Annotated in this window: 19 protein-coding genes; 14 read left to right on the top strand and 5 right to left on the bottom strand. The window is 52.1% G+C overall.

What is annotated here, in order from left to right:
* Position 1 precedes the first annotated feature (1 nt).
* The 5 genes from Q0824_RS06925 (at position 2) to Q0824_RS06905 (ending at position 5,260) form a co-directional block, all read left to right on the top strand.
* Positions 2-979 carry a carbon-nitrogen hydrolase family protein gene (locus tag Q0824_RS06925; RefSeq protein ID WP_298448770.1) on the top strand — a complete coding sequence of 326 codons (978 nt, stop codon included), beginning with the start codon at positions 2-4 and terminating at the stop codon, positions 977-979.
* Positions 976-2,103, top strand: a complete 1,128-nt coding sequence (zapE, locus tag Q0824_RS06920) for a cell division protein ZapE (RefSeq protein ID WP_298448768.1) — start codon at positions 976-978, stop codon at positions 2,101-2,103. The genes Q0824_RS06925 and zapE overlap by 4 nt, the downstream gene beginning before the upstream one ends.
* Before the next feature lie 100 nt (positions 2,104-2,203).
* Positions 2,204-3,505, top strand: coding sequence for a sensor domain-containing diguanylate cyclase (locus Q0824_RS06915; protein WP_298448766.1), 1,302 nt, complete (start codon positions 2,204-2,206; stop codon positions 3,503-3,505).
* A 59-nt stretch (positions 3,506-3,564) separates the two neighbouring features.
* Positions 3,565-4,884, top strand: coding sequence for a hypothetical protein (locus tag Q0824_RS06910; RefSeq protein WP_298448764.1), 1,320 nt, complete (start codon positions 3,565-3,567; stop codon positions 4,882-4,884).
* A gap of 7 nt (positions 4,885-4,891) precedes the next feature.
* Complete coding sequence (locus Q0824_RS06905; protein ID WP_298448762.1) at positions 4,892-5,260, top strand: hypothetical protein; 369 nt, start codon at positions 4,892-4,894, stop codon at positions 5,258-5,260.
* On the opposite strand, the gene Q0824_RS06900 is transcribed toward Q0824_RS06905, so the two are convergent.
* Both Q0824_RS06900 and Q0824_RS06895 read right to left on the bottom strand, forming a co-directional pair.
* The gene (locus Q0824_RS06900; protein ID WP_298448760.1) at positions 5,252-6,394 is read right to left on the bottom strand and encodes a cytochrome P450; all 1,143 of its coding nucleotides are present in this window, start codon (positions 6,392-6,394) and stop codon (positions 5,252-5,254) included. The two genes, Q0824_RS06905 and Q0824_RS06900, sit on opposite strands and share 9 nt — an antisense overlap.
* A gap of 136 nt (positions 6,395-6,530) precedes the next feature.
* On the bottom strand, positions 6,531-7,958 hold the full coding sequence (locus Q0824_RS06895; RefSeq protein ID WP_298448758.1) for a PLP-dependent aminotransferase family protein: 1,428 nt from the start codon (positions 7,956-7,958) through the stop codon (positions 6,531-6,533).
* Positions 7,959-8,051: 93 nt separating this feature from the next.
* On the opposite strand from Q0824_RS06895, the gene Q0824_RS06890 reads away from it, so the two are divergent.
* The 3 genes from Q0824_RS06890 to Q0824_RS06880 all read left to right on the top strand — a co-directional run bounded on the left by Q0824_RS06890 (position 8,052) and on the right by Q0824_RS06880 (position 9,584).
* Positions 8,052-8,648, top strand: a complete 597-nt coding sequence (locus tag Q0824_RS06890) for a pyridoxamine 5'-phosphate oxidase family protein (protein ID WP_298448756.1) — start codon at positions 8,052-8,054, stop codon at positions 8,646-8,648.
* 122 nt (positions 8,649-8,770) lie between these two features.
* A complete protein-coding gene (locus Q0824_RS06885; RefSeq protein ID WP_298448754.1) occupies positions 8,771-9,115 on the top strand; it encodes a PBPRA1643 family SWIM/SEC-C metal-binding motif protein in 345 nt (114 codons plus the stop codon).
* 37 nt (positions 9,116-9,152) lie between these two features.
* Positions 9,153-9,584: a DUF3010 family protein gene (locus Q0824_RS06880; protein WP_298448753.1), complete on the top strand. Its 432-nt coding sequence runs from the start codon at positions 9,153-9,155 to the stop codon at positions 9,582-9,584.
* 36 nt (positions 9,585-9,620) lie between these two features.
* On the opposite strand, the gene Q0824_RS06875 is transcribed toward Q0824_RS06880, so the two are convergent.
* Together Q0824_RS06875 and Q0824_RS06870 are read right to left on the bottom strand one after the other, a co-directional pair.
* The gene (locus tag Q0824_RS06875; protein WP_298448752.1) at positions 9,621-10,064 is read right to left on the bottom strand and encodes a YtoQ family protein; all 444 of its coding nucleotides are present in this window, start codon (positions 10,062-10,064) and stop codon (positions 9,621-9,623) included.
* An 84-nt stretch (positions 10,065-10,148) separates the two neighbouring features.
* A complete protein-coding gene (locus Q0824_RS06870) occupies positions 10,149-10,658 on the bottom strand; it encodes an acyl-CoA thioesterase (protein WP_298448750.1) in 510 nt (169 codons plus the stop codon).
* 159 nt (positions 10,659-10,817) lie between these two features.
* Between Q0824_RS06870 and Q0824_RS06865 the strand changes: the two genes are divergently transcribed.
* Together Q0824_RS06865 and Q0824_RS06860 are read left to right on the top strand one after the other, a co-directional pair.
* A complete protein-coding gene (locus Q0824_RS06865; protein ID WP_298448748.1) occupies positions 10,818-11,777 on the top strand; it encodes a DnaJ C-terminal domain-containing protein in 960 nt (319 codons plus the stop codon).
* Positions 11,778-11,792: 15 nt separating this feature from the next.
* Positions 11,793-12,137: a chaperone modulator CbpM gene (locus Q0824_RS06860; protein ID WP_298448747.1), complete on the top strand. Its 345-nt coding sequence runs from the start codon at positions 11,793-11,795 to the stop codon at positions 12,135-12,137.
* A 24-nt stretch (positions 12,138-12,161) separates the two neighbouring features.
* Here the strand turns inward: Q0824_RS06860 and Q0824_RS06855 are convergent, their stop codons facing one another.
* Positions 12,162-12,335: a DUF6435 family protein gene (locus Q0824_RS06855; protein ID WP_298448746.1), complete on the bottom strand. Its 174-nt coding sequence runs from the start codon at positions 12,333-12,335 to the stop codon at positions 12,162-12,164.
* A gap of 198 nt (positions 12,336-12,533) precedes the next feature.
* Here Q0824_RS06855 and Q0824_RS06850 point away from each other — a divergent pair, with 198 nt between their 5' ends.
* The 4 genes from Q0824_RS06850 to Q0824_RS06835 all read left to right on the top strand — a co-directional run bounded on the left by Q0824_RS06850 (position 12,534) and on the right by Q0824_RS06835 (position 16,856).
* Positions 12,534-13,964: a DUF5666 domain-containing protein gene (locus Q0824_RS06850; protein WP_298448744.1), complete on the top strand. Its 1,431-nt coding sequence runs from the start codon at positions 12,534-12,536 to the stop codon at positions 13,962-13,964.
* Between the two features lie 91 nt (positions 13,965-14,055).
* On the top strand, positions 14,056-14,934 hold the full coding sequence (locus tag Q0824_RS06845; protein WP_298448743.1) for a DUF6502 family protein: 879 nt from the start codon (positions 14,056-14,058) through the stop codon (positions 14,932-14,934).
* Positions 14,931-15,332, top strand: coding sequence for a DUF6502 family protein (locus tag Q0824_RS06840; protein WP_298448741.1), 402 nt, complete (start codon positions 14,931-14,933; stop codon positions 15,330-15,332). The genes Q0824_RS06845 and Q0824_RS06840 overlap by 4 nt, the downstream gene beginning before the upstream one ends.
* 51 nt (positions 15,333-15,383) lie before the next feature.
* A complete protein-coding gene (locus Q0824_RS06835; RefSeq protein WP_298448739.1) occupies positions 15,384-16,856 on the top strand; it encodes a DUF5666 domain-containing protein in 1,473 nt (490 codons plus the stop codon).
* Positions 16,857-16,921 lie beyond the last annotated feature (65 nt).

The raw sequence follows: 16,921 nt of genomic DNA, 5'->3' as shown, positions 1-16,921 counted from the left end.
TATGAATGATGTTTTGACGACCCGAGTTGCAGCGCTGCAGGTGGATACCCGCATAGGCGACACGCAGTATAACCTGACACGCTGCAAGGCTCTGGTCGAAGAGGCCTGCCAGGCAGGTGCCCAGTGGATTGCATTGCCGGAGTTCTTCAATACCGGCGTGTCCTGGCAACCCTCACTTGTTAACGCAATTGAGGATGAAAACGGCCTCTCTGCACAAATGCTGCAAACCCTATCCTCCCAGCACAAGATTGTGTTGGGGGGTTCTTTTTTATGCCGGCTAGCAGACGGCAGTGTGCGTAACCGGTACCAGTGTTATAACCGCGGCGAGCTTGTTGGGTATCACGATAAGGATCTCCCAACCATGTGGGAGAGCGCCTTCTACGAAGGTGGTGATGCCGGCGATACTGGGGAACTGGGCATTATTGATGGCGTTCGCGTAGGCACGGCGGTGTGCTGGGAGTTTTTGCGCACAGCAACCTCCAGGCGTTTGCGGGGCAAGGTGGATGTCATCATTGGTGGCTCCCACTGGTGGAGCATTCCGGAAAACTGGCCAGTGCTCTATCCATGGCTGGAGCCGGGAAACCGCGAGAACAGCTTGCAAACCGTTCAAGACACAGCGCGTCTGGTAGGTGCTCCGATCATTCATGCCTCACACTGTAACGATTTTAGCTGCCCCATGCCGGGGTTGCCGCTGACCTATTGTGGACACCTCGAAGGCCAGGCCGCCATTGTTGATGGCCAGGGCAACCTGGTTGCCCACCGAACCTACGAGCAGGGCCCGGGAATTGTTCTAGCTGACATCTGCATGCTGGCAGTTGAACCTGCAGAGCCAGTACCTGACCGCTTCTGGTTACGTCGGCGTGGGCTAGTTCCGGCATTTTCATGGCATTTACACGGGATGTTGGGGCGCCGTTGGTACAAGCAGAATGTTAAGAATGCGCAGCCTTCTATTGCGACAGGGGAAGCACCCGCTCAATGAATGCAGGCTCCTCTGTTACTCCGGCTCTAACACCCTACGCAGCCTATCAACAAGCATTAGATTCCGGCTTTAAAAAAGACCCTGCCCAAGACCAGGCTGCCAAATGTTTGCAGCGTTGCTATGGGGAGTTGCAGGCAGGCGCTCCTGACATTGAGGGCGTTTATTTGTGGGGGCCTGTTGGTCGGGGCAAAACCTGGTTAATGGACCGCTTCTACCAGGCGCTAACCGTGCCGGCCCGGCGTCAGCATTTTCATCATTTCATGCGCTGGGTACATCAACGTCTGTTTCAATTGACCGGACAAGAGGAACCACTTCACTTGCTCGCGCAGGAACTGGCTAAAGAAGCTCGTGTTTTATGCCTCGATGAGTTGTTTGTCAGCGATATTGGCGATGCTGTGTTGCTTGGAGGTTTGTTGCAGCAGCTTTTAGCCAAAGGCTTGGTGCTGGTGGCAACGTCTAACCAACCGCCCGATGATTTGTATAAAGATGGCTTTAATCGCGAGCGACTGCTGCCTGCCATTGCAGCGCTCAAAAAGCACATGCAAGTGTTGAGCGTGGATGGCGGTGAGGACCACCGGCTCCATCCAGGGGAGCTTCGGCAGCGTTATTGGGTTAACCAACCCCAGGCTCTGGAGGCTGCATTTGCTGAATTACTTGGTGAAGGCGAGCAGCCCATTAATGAGCCTGTTGTTCTTGGGCATCGAGAGATCAACGTAGTACTGCGCAGCGAGCATCTGTTGTGGTGTCGTTATGATGACCTGTGCGAACAGAAGCTGGCATCCCAGGACTTTATCGATCTGTGTGATCGTTTCTCCCATGTTTTTTTAGGTGAGGTGCCACAGTTAAGTGGCGGGTCTATGCAACCCGCAATTGCTCGTGGCACCGAAGATGGTGTCACTCAGGTAGAGGCAGGGGATCGCCAGCTGGCTGCACTAACGCATCAGGACGATGGCGTGCGGAGATTTATCGCTTTAGTCGACGAATGTTACGACCGGGGCATTCCTCTGTATCTGGATGCCGCGGTGCCTCTGAAAGAACTCTATAGTACCGGGGCGCTCGCCTTTCCGTTTCGTCGCACTTTGAGCCGTTTGCAAGAAATGCAGTTGGAACGTTTTGGACAGTGAGGGAAATTAGCCAGATTGTGTTAAATTTATAGACACAGCAGTGCCCATATTGGCCAGCAATCGTTTTCGGAACACACACATTTATGCTCAGTGGTAGCCCATGAGAGAGACAAACGACAAAGGGCAGGGTGCCAGTCCGGCCACTATTTCGGGCGAGCAATACATAAAAACTATTGTGGATAGTACACCCAATATGATGGGTTATTGGGGCACAGATTTACGTTGCCGGTATGCCAATAATGCATTCAGTGCATGGTATGGAATACCACCTGAGGATGTAATCGGCATCCGTTTTCAGGATTTGGTCAGCGAGCAGCTGTTTGCGCTGAATGAGCCTCATATCCGGGCAGTACTGGCTGGCGAGACTCAGCGTTTTGAACGTACCCTGAAGAAGGCTGATGGTAGCCTTGGTCATATCATTGGCCACTATAGTCCTGATTTTGATTCCGATGGCGTGGTCAAAGGGTTTTCCATTCAGGCCAGTGAAGTAACGGTGCTAAAGGAAGTTGAAGCGAAGCTCAAGCTGGCAGCTTGTGTGTTCGAGAGTATGCCGGACGGTGTTCTGATTACGGATGTTCAGGGAACTATCTTGTCTGTAAATCCGGGTTTTATTGAAATTACAGGCTATTCAGCAGAAGACGCTGTTGGCCAAACTCCTCGTATTCTGCAATCAAAACAACATGACCAAGCCTTTTATGCCGCCATGTGGGAGACGATCAAAACAGATGGACGCTGGCATGGGGAAATATGGAACCGCCGTAAAGATGGCGAGCTATACCTGCAGCGCATGACCATCAGCATGGTGCCCGATGAGTCTGGTGAACCTGTGCGCTACGTTTCCGTGTTCAGTGACATTACAACTCTCTGGCGCAAGGACGAACATATTAAGCACCTGGCCTTTCACGATGCTTTAACCGACCTGCCGAATCGCACGCTGTTGATGGACCGGATCGATCAAAAACTGCTCAGTGCCGAGAGGGACAAGACCCATTTTGCGCTCATGTTCCTGGATCTTGATGGCTTTAAGCTCGTTAACGATCAGCTTGGGCACCACGTAGGTGATGATCTGTTGAAGGACGTGGCGGGCAAGCTGCTTACACTGGTTCGAAGGTCCGATACCGTGGCCCGTGTTGGTGGCGATGAGTTCATATTTATCTTCAACTGCCCACAGGAAGAAGGCGAAATCTACGACGTTGCCAACCGTATCGTCAGCTCAATCAATGAGCCAATAATGGTTCATGGAAAGACCTTCCAGATAGGAGTGTCCATAGGAATATCGATGTACCCTGCGGATGGCGACACCGCTGTTGAACTCATCAGAAATGCGGACACCGCAATGTATGCTGCGAAAAGCATGGGCAGAAACAATATTCGTTTCTTCTCTGCGCACCGCCATATCTAATAAACAGACCCCCAGGTAGTGCCCGAATCGTTTCCTGAAAGTTAAGGATGTTGTAACGCATGAAGAGAAGTATAAAAAGAGTTGTTGATAATCTTTCCTTTAAGTATGAGTTCTTCTATCTCGTAAAAACTAATAAAAAGAAGGCGATATTTTTCTCTCTCGCGTATCTGGCATTTGTTTTTTACGTGATCTACGAAATATATGATCGCGGCGCCTTCTATGGCTTGGCCTCGAACATATTTACGTTCTTTGTCGATATAGGGATTGTTTTTCTGATAACGGTGTTTTTCCTGGTTGTCAGGTCTCTGCATAATGACGAGAAAGGGCGAATAATTGAAAAGGATAACCTTCAGATAGGCACGGTTGTTCCCATAAATATGAACTTCTCCGAGGTGAAGGTTCAGTTCAATAGGCATGATTTTTACAGCCAGCCAAGAGAGATTGAAACTCTGTTGAAATGGGTCGATTTTAATAAAGATGATTATTTCAGAACGCACTATGGGTCACTCGATGTTCCGAAATTTTCAATTGACGGTTTGTCGCTTGAATCCGGAATTCTGACGGTGAACTGCTCAAGTACCTCGTTTTTTGATATTACATTCACGCATTATTTCCCGGACTATCCGCTTTCGAGTAGTGATACAACAACGAAAGTGAATGAGAAAACCCTGAGAAGTCTGCTCTCGGCTGATATTGAAAGGCACTATGCATCCAGTGAATTTTCGAAAGCCGGGAGCATGGAGTTTTTTGACTTGCTGCCTAACCCCATCGGGATAACGGGCATCGTCGAGATTGCCATTGAGGGGGAAGATCCGTTGTTTATTCTTCAGGCCCGACTAAGTGCAGACGCAGCGGCCAAAGATAAAATTCAACATTCTTTTGCCGGCACAATAGACCTGTTCCCGAATCTGTATAGAGAGGATGTGACCTTAAAGGACATGGTTGATACAGAGCTTTTTGATGAGGTTGTGGATCAAACCATAGGTAATAGTGTCAGCCTGAAGGTTTTGGAATCGGATGGGGGAATACTGCGAGAGAACAAGCTGCTTGGCTTGGTGATAAACCCTCTTTACCTCTATCAACCAGAGTTTTTTGTGAGGGTTAAATATACGGTTCCTGGCACCTACAGGCACTTGCCTTTGGTGTTGCAGTTAAAGCAAGAGGCTAAGGTTTTCAAAACCTGCTTGAGCAAGGGAAAGTCGTTGCCCAAGAGAAAGGGAAATCTTTACGTGTGCACTCGCGATTGCATGGATTCCCTTGTAGATAATGACAAGATATCGACAAGGAACCTTTTTCCTGTTGGCTTGAACTTGCTGAAACATAGCGAGACGTCGACGGAACATGCGCCTTCCGGAATGAATCCGCTACCAACGACGTGAGGCACATATGAAATTCCCCACTGTTACCGTCATTCTGGTTTTGGCTGCTCTGGCATTTGTGCTTTGGGATCAAACCCGCGAGCGGCCACAAACGGTTGATGCCAGCCGGTTCACCAACCTTGAGGCGAATCCCGTAAAACTCAGCACAACGGTGGATTGGCTGAATACCCAGCTGCCTTCGCTGTGTGAGCAAGCAACAGGCAAAGCTGAGGGGTCTGACGCCAATGCCAACTGCGTCAAGCAAGCAAAAACACGGACCTCAACATGCCGGCGTAGCGTTTATGACGGCTTTTCGGGCGTTGTAGCGTCAGATGCTGTTTTTCGGGATGTGTCGATTACGCTGATTAACTGCCTTGTACAGGATGCATCATCTTAGTACCACAGGCACTCGGTGATACCCACCCACTGGCGCGACCTCGCGCTCTGGTGGCTCGCCAGGCACCAGCTCAACAGCGTGTACTGGCGTGAGTATCGTTTGCAGCGCGATACGCAACTCCCAGGTCGCTAGCAGTCTGCCTGGGCACACGTGCTTGCCGGCCCCATAGAGCAGGTTATTCGCTGCGTTGCCTTCAGGATCAAACCGGCTGTTGTCGAAGACGGATTCATCGCGGTTGGCAGAGGTCCAGTTCAACTTGATTTTTGCGCCGCTCGGAATATCCCGGCCAGCGATATGAACGGGGCAGGTGGTTACACGCCGGTTGGATACGAATGGGTTATCGAGGCGAAGGATTTCATCAATGATCGCTTCTACTTCTGTATTTGAAGCGCCTCGTATCCGCTCAGTAAGCTGAGGACGTTGGGCCAGGTGGGCGATGAGTACGCCAACACAGAGAGCGATGGAACCCAAATCTCCGCCTGTCCAGTTGCGCAGAATGGAAACCAGCTCCGCCTCTGTCAGTGGGCGCCCATTCACCGTCTCGCGGCACAGCCTTGTAGTCAGATCGTCGGGAGCATTTGAACCGGCAGCACGCCGAGGCTGGATAACCGAACGAATAATCTCATCAAACTGCTCGGCAACATCTGCCATCAGGGCGTTGTCGCCAGAGCGGGTGGCAGCATGGTTTTCTTTCATCCATGCCAGTAGTTTTGGCTCTAACTCTGGCGGCCATCCCAGCCAGGCGCACTGGGCGCGAACGGCAAACACGGCACCTATGTCGTTTACAGCATCCAACACTTCACCCTTGGGCAACTCCGCCACCAACTGGCGAGCGACGCGTGTGAAAACCGGAACGAATGGCTCCAATGCATCCCGGGTGAGATACCGCTCGATCACATTTCGGTAGAGTGTGTGTTCGTTTCCATCAAGCCCGTTTGGAACTTGCAGGTAGCGAGACACCTGGCTGGAGAAACGTTCGTGGTCCAGTGCAGCAGCCAAAACGTCGGCATGTCGGAGCAGCACCCATTCGCCTTTGATGTTTCTAACGACAGGATGTTTGGGGCGCAGTTCATCGGTGTAGGCCCTCAAATCACGGCCAACTGCGGACAAATCATCCGGCATGTGGTCTGTCATATTGACTCCTTTGCCATCAAAATAACTTGCCCCTTCAGCATAACCCCATCGGCGTGAATCAAAAATGCGAAAGAACAAGACCTGATAAAAGTTACACAGATTGCTTCAGGCCGGAGTGAATTGACGGCCGAAACTATCACTGCTTTTGCAGAAGTGACTTCAGTGCCAGTACCGCGGCTTTGATCTCGCGCTCGTTCGCGCTGGCAAAACCCATCACCAGACCGTTTCGCATTTCCTCCCCGATAAAATGAACGCTCAAGGGTGTGCTGCCAAAGCCCTTGGCCCTGAGCCTCTGGCTGATGTCGGCGTCGTTGAAGTCGCCCTCCAGAACCAGATGCATGCCGGCACTCTCCGCCACGGGGGTGACCAGTTCGCCCAGCTCTTCAGACACAAGCTTTTGGAAGTACGTCCACTTCTCCTTGTAGAGCTGCCTCATGCGGCGCAGGTGGCGGGTGAACTGCCCGCTTGTAATGAATTCCGCTATGGTCGCTTGAGTAAGCAGCGGCGTTTCACCGCCGGTAACCCGCTTGGCCCACAGCAGCGCCTCCACCATGGATTCGGGTGCAATCAGATAGCCGACTCGGAGGCCAGGAAGCAGGGTTTTACTGAAACTGCCCACGTACAGAACCGGGGTGTTGTCGAATAAGCCCTGAATGGCGGCAAAGGGTTTGTTGTGGAAGTGGAATTCGCTGTCGTAGTCGTCTTCGACGATCCAGGTCTGATTGCGTTGTGCCCACTGAACCAACGCCATGCGCTGCGCAATATCCAGAATTCCGCCCATGGGGTATTGGTGCGTGGGGGTGCAGAACAACAGCTTGGCAGGGCCCATATCCGCAAGTGCATCCACATCCAGCACCTGGCCTTTCAATGGCACGGGCAATATCGGGTTTCCATAACGCCCCAGTGCGTAACGGGCGCCGCGATAACCCGGGTTCTCACAGAACACCCGATCACCCGCTTGAAGCAGTACATCTGCAATCAAAGACAATGCCTGCTGTGCACCGTTGGTGATTATGATTTGATGCTCGTGGCAGCGCACTCCGCGGGATTCCCGTGCATATTCTGCAACGGCTTTTCTGAGGGGTTGGTAGCCTTGAATGCAGTCGTACCCTCTGAGTAGCCTGCGGCTTTCCTGATGATGCAATATTCGGTTCCAGCTGCGGATCGGGAAGGCATCCAGATCTGGCAGGCCCGGCTGAAAGGGAAGGTTGGCGTCTTCTCCAAGCCGCATGCTGTGTCTTGGCACGATGGGCAAGGGTGGCAGTGGCTCAGCATTACTTGGCGCGTGGGAGGGCGCCTGATCAGGTGTGTTCAGGCTGGCGCGGATGTCCTCATTAACGAATACCCCTTTGCCTGGACGGCTAAGCAGAAAGCCTTCCGATTTAAGCTGGTCATAAACCGCGTTCACGGTATTTCTGCTCACCCCGAGATCGGTTGCCAGTTGCCTGCTGGATGGCAGTTGGCTGCCGGGCAGGTACCGCTGATCGATGATCCGCTGGGACAGTTGTCGATAGAGTTGTTGTTGTAGCGGAGTGGCCGAATCCAGCCGGATATCATTTATCACTTTAACTGGCCCTACTAAAAATCATAATGTGGATCTTTTGATGGTATCAGATGTTTTCTTTAATAGCGGGGTACTCAACGAAAGGAACCTATAATGTCTTTGAAGGAAACCGACCCCTCCGCCATGTCTTCCCTTTCCTGTTGCCCGCGCAGCCGGGTGAAGCGGGCCGCTAAACGCGCAAGCTATGAACGCGCCGATGCCTATGCCCTGATTGACCGTTTAAAGACGGCCCACGTTGGGTTTGTAGAGGAGGGAGAACCAAGAATTATTCCACTTACGGCTTGGCGCCTGGGGGATGATCTTTATCTGCATAGCTTGAACGGCGGTCGTGTGTGCAGGCAGCTGGAATCCGGAGCCCAGCTGTGTATCTCGTTTGCGGTAACGGAGGAGTGGGTGATGAGTAAATCAGCCTACCACCACAGCGCAAACTACTCATCGCTGGTGCTGTTTGGAAAGGCCCAAAGGGTGGTGAATGACGTTGCATTTGACGATGCATTCAAGGCAATTATCAACCAGCTTTCGCCAGGGCGTTGGGATCAAGTTCGCGCGCCCAGTGCCAAGGAGCGTAAAGCAACGGCCCTGTTCCGCGTACCCATTGAAGAAGGTGCGTTTAAAAGCCGGACTGGCGGCCCTAACGAGGAGCCGGAGGATATGGCGCTGCCTGTGTGGCATGGTACGCAAGCGGTTTAAGTTTCAGTATTTCTCTAATCCGCTATATAACCTATCTTACAAGCATGCTAAAAGATGGCCGTCTCGGGGGCGGCCTTATTCAATAGTAAGTCGCCCCCCTCTCAATTCATCAGGGTTTCAGCATGTCTGATAAGTTTTTTTTCAAAGGCCGGCAGGATGCACGGCAGCATCACACGGCCTACGGCGGTTTCAAAACCAACGCCAGTCAAAAAAGTGGTAGCAAGAAGTTTCCACTGCAACTGGTAGTAACCAGTGAAGATCGCAAGCAAGAGGTTGCGGCGCTGGTGGCTGAAGCCCAGTTGCACGCCGACATTACCGTTGATGCCCGTGAAGGCGCCGTTGAATCCATAACGGAGCTTACCGCCATCTTGAATAAGGGCGGCACTGTCACCCAGGCTAATATGCCTTCCCGAAACGATCCCTGCAGTTGTGGCAGTGGGAAAAAATTCAAAAAGTGCTGTGCCTGATACACAGAAATCCTTATTCACCGAAAAAGGAGTGCCCATGCTTATATGTGGTGTTGAGCTCAGTGCCAGCGACGCCGTGGTGTGTTTGCTGAATCTGGATGGTGGACAGTTCACCCTGCCCGAGAGCAACATTCGTAAAATCACCCTGAAGAAGAACCATACCCGCAAGGACCTGCAGGAATTTCAGGCGTCTTTTGCGAAGTTTCTGGCAGAGCACGATGTGAAAAAAGTGGCCATCAAAGAGCGTATGCCCAAAGGCAAGTTTGCCGGTGGTGCCATCAGCTTTAAAATGGAAGCGGCGATTCAGCTGATGCCTGAGGCGGATGTAGAAGTGCAGTTGCTCTCTTCTGCCACCATCAAAGCGACTCTGTCTGCCAAGCCGATGCCCATTCCTTTTGCAGCAACAGGCTTGAAGGTGTTTCAGGAAGCAGCCTTTGTTGCGGCTTATGTAGGGCATCTGGCGAAGTAGTCATTGGCTTGACTCTTCGCCAGATATTTCGGGCTCTTACTGTGCGGTTGTAACGTATTTCAGAATCTCGACCACCTGCTCGGGAGTTTGCGCCCACGCCATTGCGGATGCGTCTACTTCCTTCAGCGGGTGGATAATGTCGTCGCTGTGCAGGGTTACATAGGGCGTGCCCATAGCCGCGCAGAAGCCGGCATCAAAGGCCGCGTTCCATTGCTTGTACTTGTCTCCAAAACGAATCACAGCCAAGTCGCACTGTTCCAGCAGGGTTTTGGTGCGAATGCCGTTTACTTTGGATGACTGGTGATCACGCCAGAATGCCACTTCCGGTTTACCCAGCATATCGCCCGCTGCATCGCTGGCTTCGTGATTGGTAACAGGTGCAGTAAATTCCACCGGCAAGCCAGCGGCTTCTGCCCCGGCCTTAATTTGCTCACGCCAGTCAGTGTGAATTTCGCCTGAGAGATATACAGTCCAGATCATGGAGTTCTCCTAAGTAAAACAGGTAGGGGGGGTGAATATGCGAGACCCTATCATAGCCCAGCAGTCTACAGAATCTCAGCCCGGTTAATCCCTATCGTCATCGGTCACTTTTGCCAGCTCGGCTCGCGTCTTGAGGCGCCCCTCGCGGCGAATCTCGGCGTTCTCAAAACGCTGTCTCTGTTTGGCGTTTTCCGGAATAACGGCAGGCACATCTACAGGTTTGTCGTTCTCGTCCAAGGCTACGAACGTAAAGAAGGCCGAGAGGATATGTCGTGTTTCTCCGGTGTAACTGTTCTCCGCCACAACCTTGGCACCAATTTCCATAGACGATCCCCAACTGCGGTTCAGTGCCAGGCTGAACAGTAAGGTGTCATTGCCTTTCGCGGGGGCACGAAAGTGAATGGAATCCACCGCCGCGGTAACACAAACGTGGGCAGAGTGGCGTTCAGCTACAACCAGTGCCAAACGATCACATTTTGCCATGATCATGCCACCGAACACAGTTTCGTGAGAGTTCATGTCATTGGGGAATACCTTGTAAACGTGTTTCTCGATCGCTGATGCAGATACGGGCTTCGGCGTTGAGTCTGGCATAGGGTCCTTTCTCTGTTGTGCCTATAGGCTAAGGTTGTTTTTGAGTATTTCATTGAGGGTACTACATCTTCCGATGCGGCGGGCTATGCTTGTATTTCCAGTGTTTGCGCCAATCATATATAACCAGAGAACAGTTTTTAATCAGATGCGAGGAGTTCAATGGACTTCAAAGACTATTACGCCGTACTTGGTGTGAGCGAGTCTGCCTCCCCCGAGGAAATCAAAAAATCCTACCGAAAGCTGGCACGAAAGTATCATCCGGATGTCAGTAAAGAGGACAACGCCGATGAGAAGTTCAAAGACCTTGGCGAAGCCTACGAAGTACTGAAAGATCCGGAGAAACGTGCCGAGTACGACCAGCTGCGAAAATACGGTGCGCAGGCCGATGGATCTTTCCAGCCGCCTCCCGGATGGCAGAGTGCGTCGGGGTTTGGTGGTGGTGGATACACCGATGCGGATTCCCGCCAGTTTAGTGACTTTTTTGAGCAGATGTTCGGTGGCGGTCAGGGGCCGGGGCAGGGAGCCGGTGGTTTTCGGCAGACCGTGCGCATGCGTGGCGAGGACGTTCACGCACGCTTGGCGCTGTTCCTTGAAGAAGTGTTCAACGGGTCTGAGAAACAGGTTTCCTTTGCGGTACATGAAGCGGACGAACAGGGTCGTGTTATAGCGCGACAGAAAACACTGAAGGTGAAAATCCCCGCTGGAATGCGCGAAGGCCAGCATTTGCGCCTGAAAGGCCAGGGGTCTCCGGGCTATGGTGGTGCTGCGCCAGGTGACTTGCTGATAGAGATTGAATTGGCGCCGCACCCATCGTTCAGTGTAGAGGGGCGGGATGTGGTTGTGACCGTGCCGGTGGCACCATGGGAAGCCGCACTGGGTGCGACCATCACCGTACCGACGGTGGGCTCAAAGGTGAATGTGAAGGTACCCAAGGGAACCTCATCCGGGCGCAAGCTCCGCCTCAAAGGCAAGGGGCTACCGGGCAAACATCCAGGTGATCAGATTGTGGTGCTGCAAATCGCAATACCGGAGCAGCACTCTGCAGAAGCAGAAAAGCTATACGAGCAGCTTGCAGAGGCCGAGAAGGCATTCAACCCACGCAGCAAACTCCATCTGTGAAGGGGAGAGTAAAGGATGAGTGATAGAAACAGTATTCTGACCGTTGAAGTAATGGATGAAAATGGCAGCACCTTTACCCTTCACGAAGTGTGCGAACGAGGTGAGTGTCACGCTGAGTTTGTCATCAAACTGGTGAACTACGGCATTATTGCACCTCTAGAACCGGCTGCAGAGGCGCGCCAATGGTTGTTTGATGTGGCAGCACTCGCCCGGCTGCATAAAGCCAGGCGCTTGCAGCGGGACTTGAAGATGAATCTGCCGGGCCTTGCGATGTCACTGGAGCTTCTTGATGAGGTTCAGGACATGCGCCGCGAGGTGGAGCGTCTTAGCCGGCAGTTGCAGCAACTGACGGACGAGTAATGTGAGGCGCTGCTAAACCCTGGGCTATCGGTTTTCGTCGAGCGCCTTGATCTCGGCGTAAATCTTTTCTGCCTCTTCCGTCAGGGTGCCGTGGCTCCTCAGATCCCCATTGCGCTGCGCCTGCAGTGCTTTCTCCAGCTTTGCTTCGTACGCCTTCTGTAGTTTTTTCTTCGGATCGCCCTTTAAAAATCCCAACATCATCTCTCCTCACTTTTTGGTCTGTGGTCATAACGTTACGCAGGTTCTGTCTGAAAGTTCATAAGTTTATTGAGTCTTTTTCTGGACAAGTCGAACAATTGGGATTAAATTCCCAGCTCAATTCTTGGGAATTTAATCCCAAATGATCACAAAGTATTGCAGAGCAGCATTGGCCGTTATCGGCCCGGGAGAAAAGCAATGATGCGAAACACACTCTATTCAGCAATTAAAATGACCATCGCAGGCGCGGTTCTGGGATCTTTGGCAGCGTGCGGTGGCGGTTCTGATTCGGGCACAACGACTGCCGGTTCTAATGGCAGCAGCATGGGCCCGGTTTCCGGATTTGGTAGCGTGTACGTTAACGGCACACATTTTCAGATTAATAATGCGCAGTACCGAGGCGACGACGGCATAGAGCGGGAGACGCAGCTGGAAAAAGGCATGATTCTGAAGGTAACCGGCACCTGGGGACGCGATGGCGAGGGCGAGGCGCAGTATATTTATTACGACGACACCCTGCGTGGCCCGGTTGACTCAGTCACCTGGGATGACTTGACGAAAACCGGCGTTATTGTCCTCGCCAAACAAAATATAGCGATCAACAACCGCACAGTGTTTAAAGGCGCAACGCCAGTGGAGCTAAAAGCCGGCGTGGAGAGCACCACAGATGATTATCATGTCCGCATCAGTGGTTATCGTTTGGCCAATGGCGAGTTTCAGGCAAGTTATGTGGGTGTGATGGACGCTAGCGCGCCTTGGCCATATGGGCGTTATGAAGTGGAGGTAGAGGGCGCAGTTTCAAACCTTGGCGTAGATACTTTTGAAATAAATGGTCTGGTTGTTAACTACCAGTCAGCAACGTTTGATGGCGGCACTGCGGAAGATCTTGCAGACGGTGTGATCGTTGAAGTTGAAGGCAAGCTGGAGAATGGCAACCTGACCGCCTTCGACATTGAATTCGAAGACGATATGTTCGAAGAGGATGAAGACGTCGAAATCTCCGGGGCGATTACCTCGGCTTACGATTCGGAAACCGGGCAGTTCTATCTCAACGGAACACTTATTCAGCTCACCGACGACACTGACTTTGATGATATTACCGTTGAACAGCTCACAGAGGGCGCGGAAATCAAAGTAGAGGGTGAATACCGCAATGGGATCATTGTTGCCGAAGAAATTGAAACCCGCGATGGCGATGCCCAATTGTCTGGCTTTATCGAAAGCAAAGAGCAGGGTGGGGAAGTATTGATGGTCAGCGGCGTGCGGGTCGCATTGACTGATAGCACACTGATTGAAGACGAAGACACTGAAGACGCTCAAGAATCTGTCGTTATGCGCAACCAGGATCTTGAAGGCCTGAACCTTGGCGATTATCTCGAAATTGAAGGTCGGGAGACGGCGGAAAACGGCGGTGGCTTGATTGCTTTTTATATTGAGCGTGATGACGGCGGCGATTTGGAATTGGAAGGCAAAATCAGCAGCCTTACCGATACAACGGTCACCGTTATGGGGCTGGAGCTTCAGACTGATCTTGACCTGTCGGGCTTCCAGGTAGGCGACGACGTTGAAATTGATTTTGAAGAAGTGAGCGGTCAGTACCGCATCGTAAAGATTGAAGCCGACGATTAAACGCGGGTATCACCAATAGCAAACCGGGCCAGACCAACTGATAACACAGAAGGTCTGGCCTGTCGCTAAAAATGGGAATATAATCCCAATCATGAAAGAAACCCTCTCCAACCCATTGCACCAGGCCCTGTTCCGCATTCTGCGACCTCTTGCGAGGTTGTTACTGCGCAACGGTATTCCCTATGGAGAGTTTGCCGAATTGGTCAAGCGAGCTTATGTGGAAGCGGCGCTGGAGGACTTCCCGGGTGAACGGCGCAAGCCTACCGATTCGGGTGCGGCGGTTATGACGGGGTTAACGCGCAAAGAAGTTAAACGTCAGCGGGAGATTCTTGCGGGCCAGCACATAGGGAAATCTGAAGTGCTGCATGCCAACCGGGCATCTCGCGTAGTGTCTGGTTGGGTGCATGATGCCAAGTTTCAGAGCGCTGCAGGAGAGCCCGCTATATTGCCTTTTGATGGGGCATTGAGTTTTAGCGAACTGGCAAAAAAGTACAGTGGAGATATGCCCCCGCGTTCTGTGCTGGATGAGCTGTTAAGGGTTGGGGTGGTGTCTGTAGATAGTGACACCGGCAATTTGACTCTTACGCGCAGAGCTTATGTGCCGGTCGGAGACAGTCAGGAAATGCTCCAGATCTTTGGTGAGGATGTATCAGACCTTATAGCGACGGTGGATCATAACCTGGTCTGCAACGCTGGCAGTCAACGGCCGTTGTTCCAGCGCACGCTGACGTATAACAACATTCCACCGGAAGTGATGGAGGCTTGGCGCGCGCAGGCGGCAGAGCAATCCCAGAAAATGCTGGAGCAGTTGGACTCCTGGCTGGGTCCAAAAGACCGCGATGTCTCGGGCAACCAGGCAGCGGACTCACCTCAGGACTCCTATAGAACAGGCGTCAGTGTTTTCATTTTTGAAGAAGTTACTGTTGCAGAAACATCTCCACTCGGCTCTAAAAGTGAGAGGGCTTTATGAATTCCAGCAGCCAGCCTAAGTTTGTGTGTCGCTGGGAGCCTACCGAGCTTGCCAGCACTATATTGTCTTCTCCAAGTCGTGAAGTCGTCAGGCATTGGATCAGTGCGCTTGGATTTCTTGATGAAAATCTGCACCCGGTGCTGCTGTCGATGAATCATCTGAAAGAACCTTCGTTCAGCCAGCTGGTGCAGGCGGTTAATCCCGGGCTTTCCTCTTCTGTGGTTCTAAACGAGCTGCTACGAAAAGGCGTGGTTGAGCAGCTGGATAGCGGGCAAATTCTTCTCAGGCGCAGTACCTATATACAGGATGTGCCCAGCTTTGAGGTTTCGCCTGGAATCAGACGCCAAAAGTATAGACCCGGCGAGAACGCGGGGCGGCGGTACAGCGATGATACTTGATAAGGCGTCCGAAATTGTGATGCAACAGGCCTTTCCAAAATGGTGAGCACAATGAAACCGATATCCCGCAAACGTTTATTGACTGCACTGGCGGCTCTCTTGACTCTCGGGCTGTTCTCCGCCTGTGGTAGTGAGTTTAAAGTAGCGGATGGTGGCATTCGCGGCACCGGGTCCAGCGTGGGGCCGGTATCGGGGTTTGGTAGTGTTTTTGTGAATGGTGTGAAGTTCTCTACTGATGGCAGTGTGCGCAGTGATGACGGTATCAGCACCGAGAGGCAGCTTCATGAGGGAATGATCCTACGAGTTGAAGGTGAGTGGCGAGCTGACTCCACAGGCCGTGCCGAATCAGTTGAGTATGATGACAGTTTGCGCGGATCGGTAGTCATTGTTGAAGCTTGGAACCATGCTTCAAAAACTGCCGAGATCAGCATTCTTGGACAGACAGTCCGAATTGACTCACGAACAGTTGTGAAAGGAAAAGTGATCGAAGATCTTGTGACGGGTGACTTTGCGAGAATGTCTGGATGGAGGATGCCTAACGGCGATTTTCGGGCCAGCTATCTTGGGCTCCGCGCGCACCAAAATGTAAATGATTTCGATGATTTCAATGAAGTAGAGCTGGAGGGGCATATATCTGATTTGAACACCAGTCAGATGACCTTTGTCATCGGTACTCAGCTTGTCAACTATGGGAATGCGGAATTCAAAGGTATCGACGGTGCTGCGCTCGCTAATTCACTGGTGGTTGAGGTTGAGGGTAACTTGAGCCGTGATGGTGTTTTGCAGGCCAATGAAATAGAGCCGAATGATTTCCGGCGCTACCGTCAAAGCATGGAGACGGATATCGAGTTTGTAGGGCCTGTCACCAGCCCATTTGAAGAGGCCAGCAGCACCTTCACGATTAACGGGTTAACCGTCGAAGTGACGAGTGAAACTGAGTTTGATGACGGTATTCAGCGCAGCGATCTGGTTCAGGGGGCACTGATTCAGGTAGAGGGCAACTTCGTTTCTGATGGAGTTGTAAAGGCAGATGAAATCACCCTGCGTGAGGCGGATGTAGAGATTGAGGGCGGCAAAACCTCCGCGATAGATTACGAGAACAGTCAGTTGTATGTAGGTGGTGTTTTGGTGCAGCTCACGTCTCTGACGATTATCACTGGCGATGAGGAGCAACGTCTCAAGCTGTTGGATCTTGAAGCGGACTTGGTTCTAGAGGTTGAGGGAATCGAGCGCAGGGACAGTGAAGGCAGAGTCTTCCTTGAGGCAATTAAGATTGAACAAGACGATGAAACGCCTGATTTGGAATTCGAACTCTCGGGGCGAGTTACGGCGATTGTAGGGAACGACATCCGTATTCTTGGTGTAGATATGCGTCTTGATGATGCGACTGAATACGATGGGACTTCTAAGGCGGGCCTTAAGGAAAAAGTAGATCTGGGTGAGAACCCGATGGTAGAAGTAGAGTACGAGGCGCGCTCTGGCGCTTACTTTATTGTCGAAATTAAACTGGACGAGGCTGACTGAATTTTGAATTTCGGCGCCCCGGAAAACCGCCGGGGCGCCCCTCTTGAACCCCACCTGTTTTACCC

This window comes from uncultured Marinobacter sp. (assembly GCF_947488835.1).
GTDB lineage: Bacteria > Pseudomonadota > Gammaproteobacteria > Pseudomonadales > Oleiphilaceae > Marinobacter.
The sequence above is the reverse complement of the archived record's forward strand: the minus strand, read 5'-3'. Positions and strand labels throughout refer to the sequence as shown.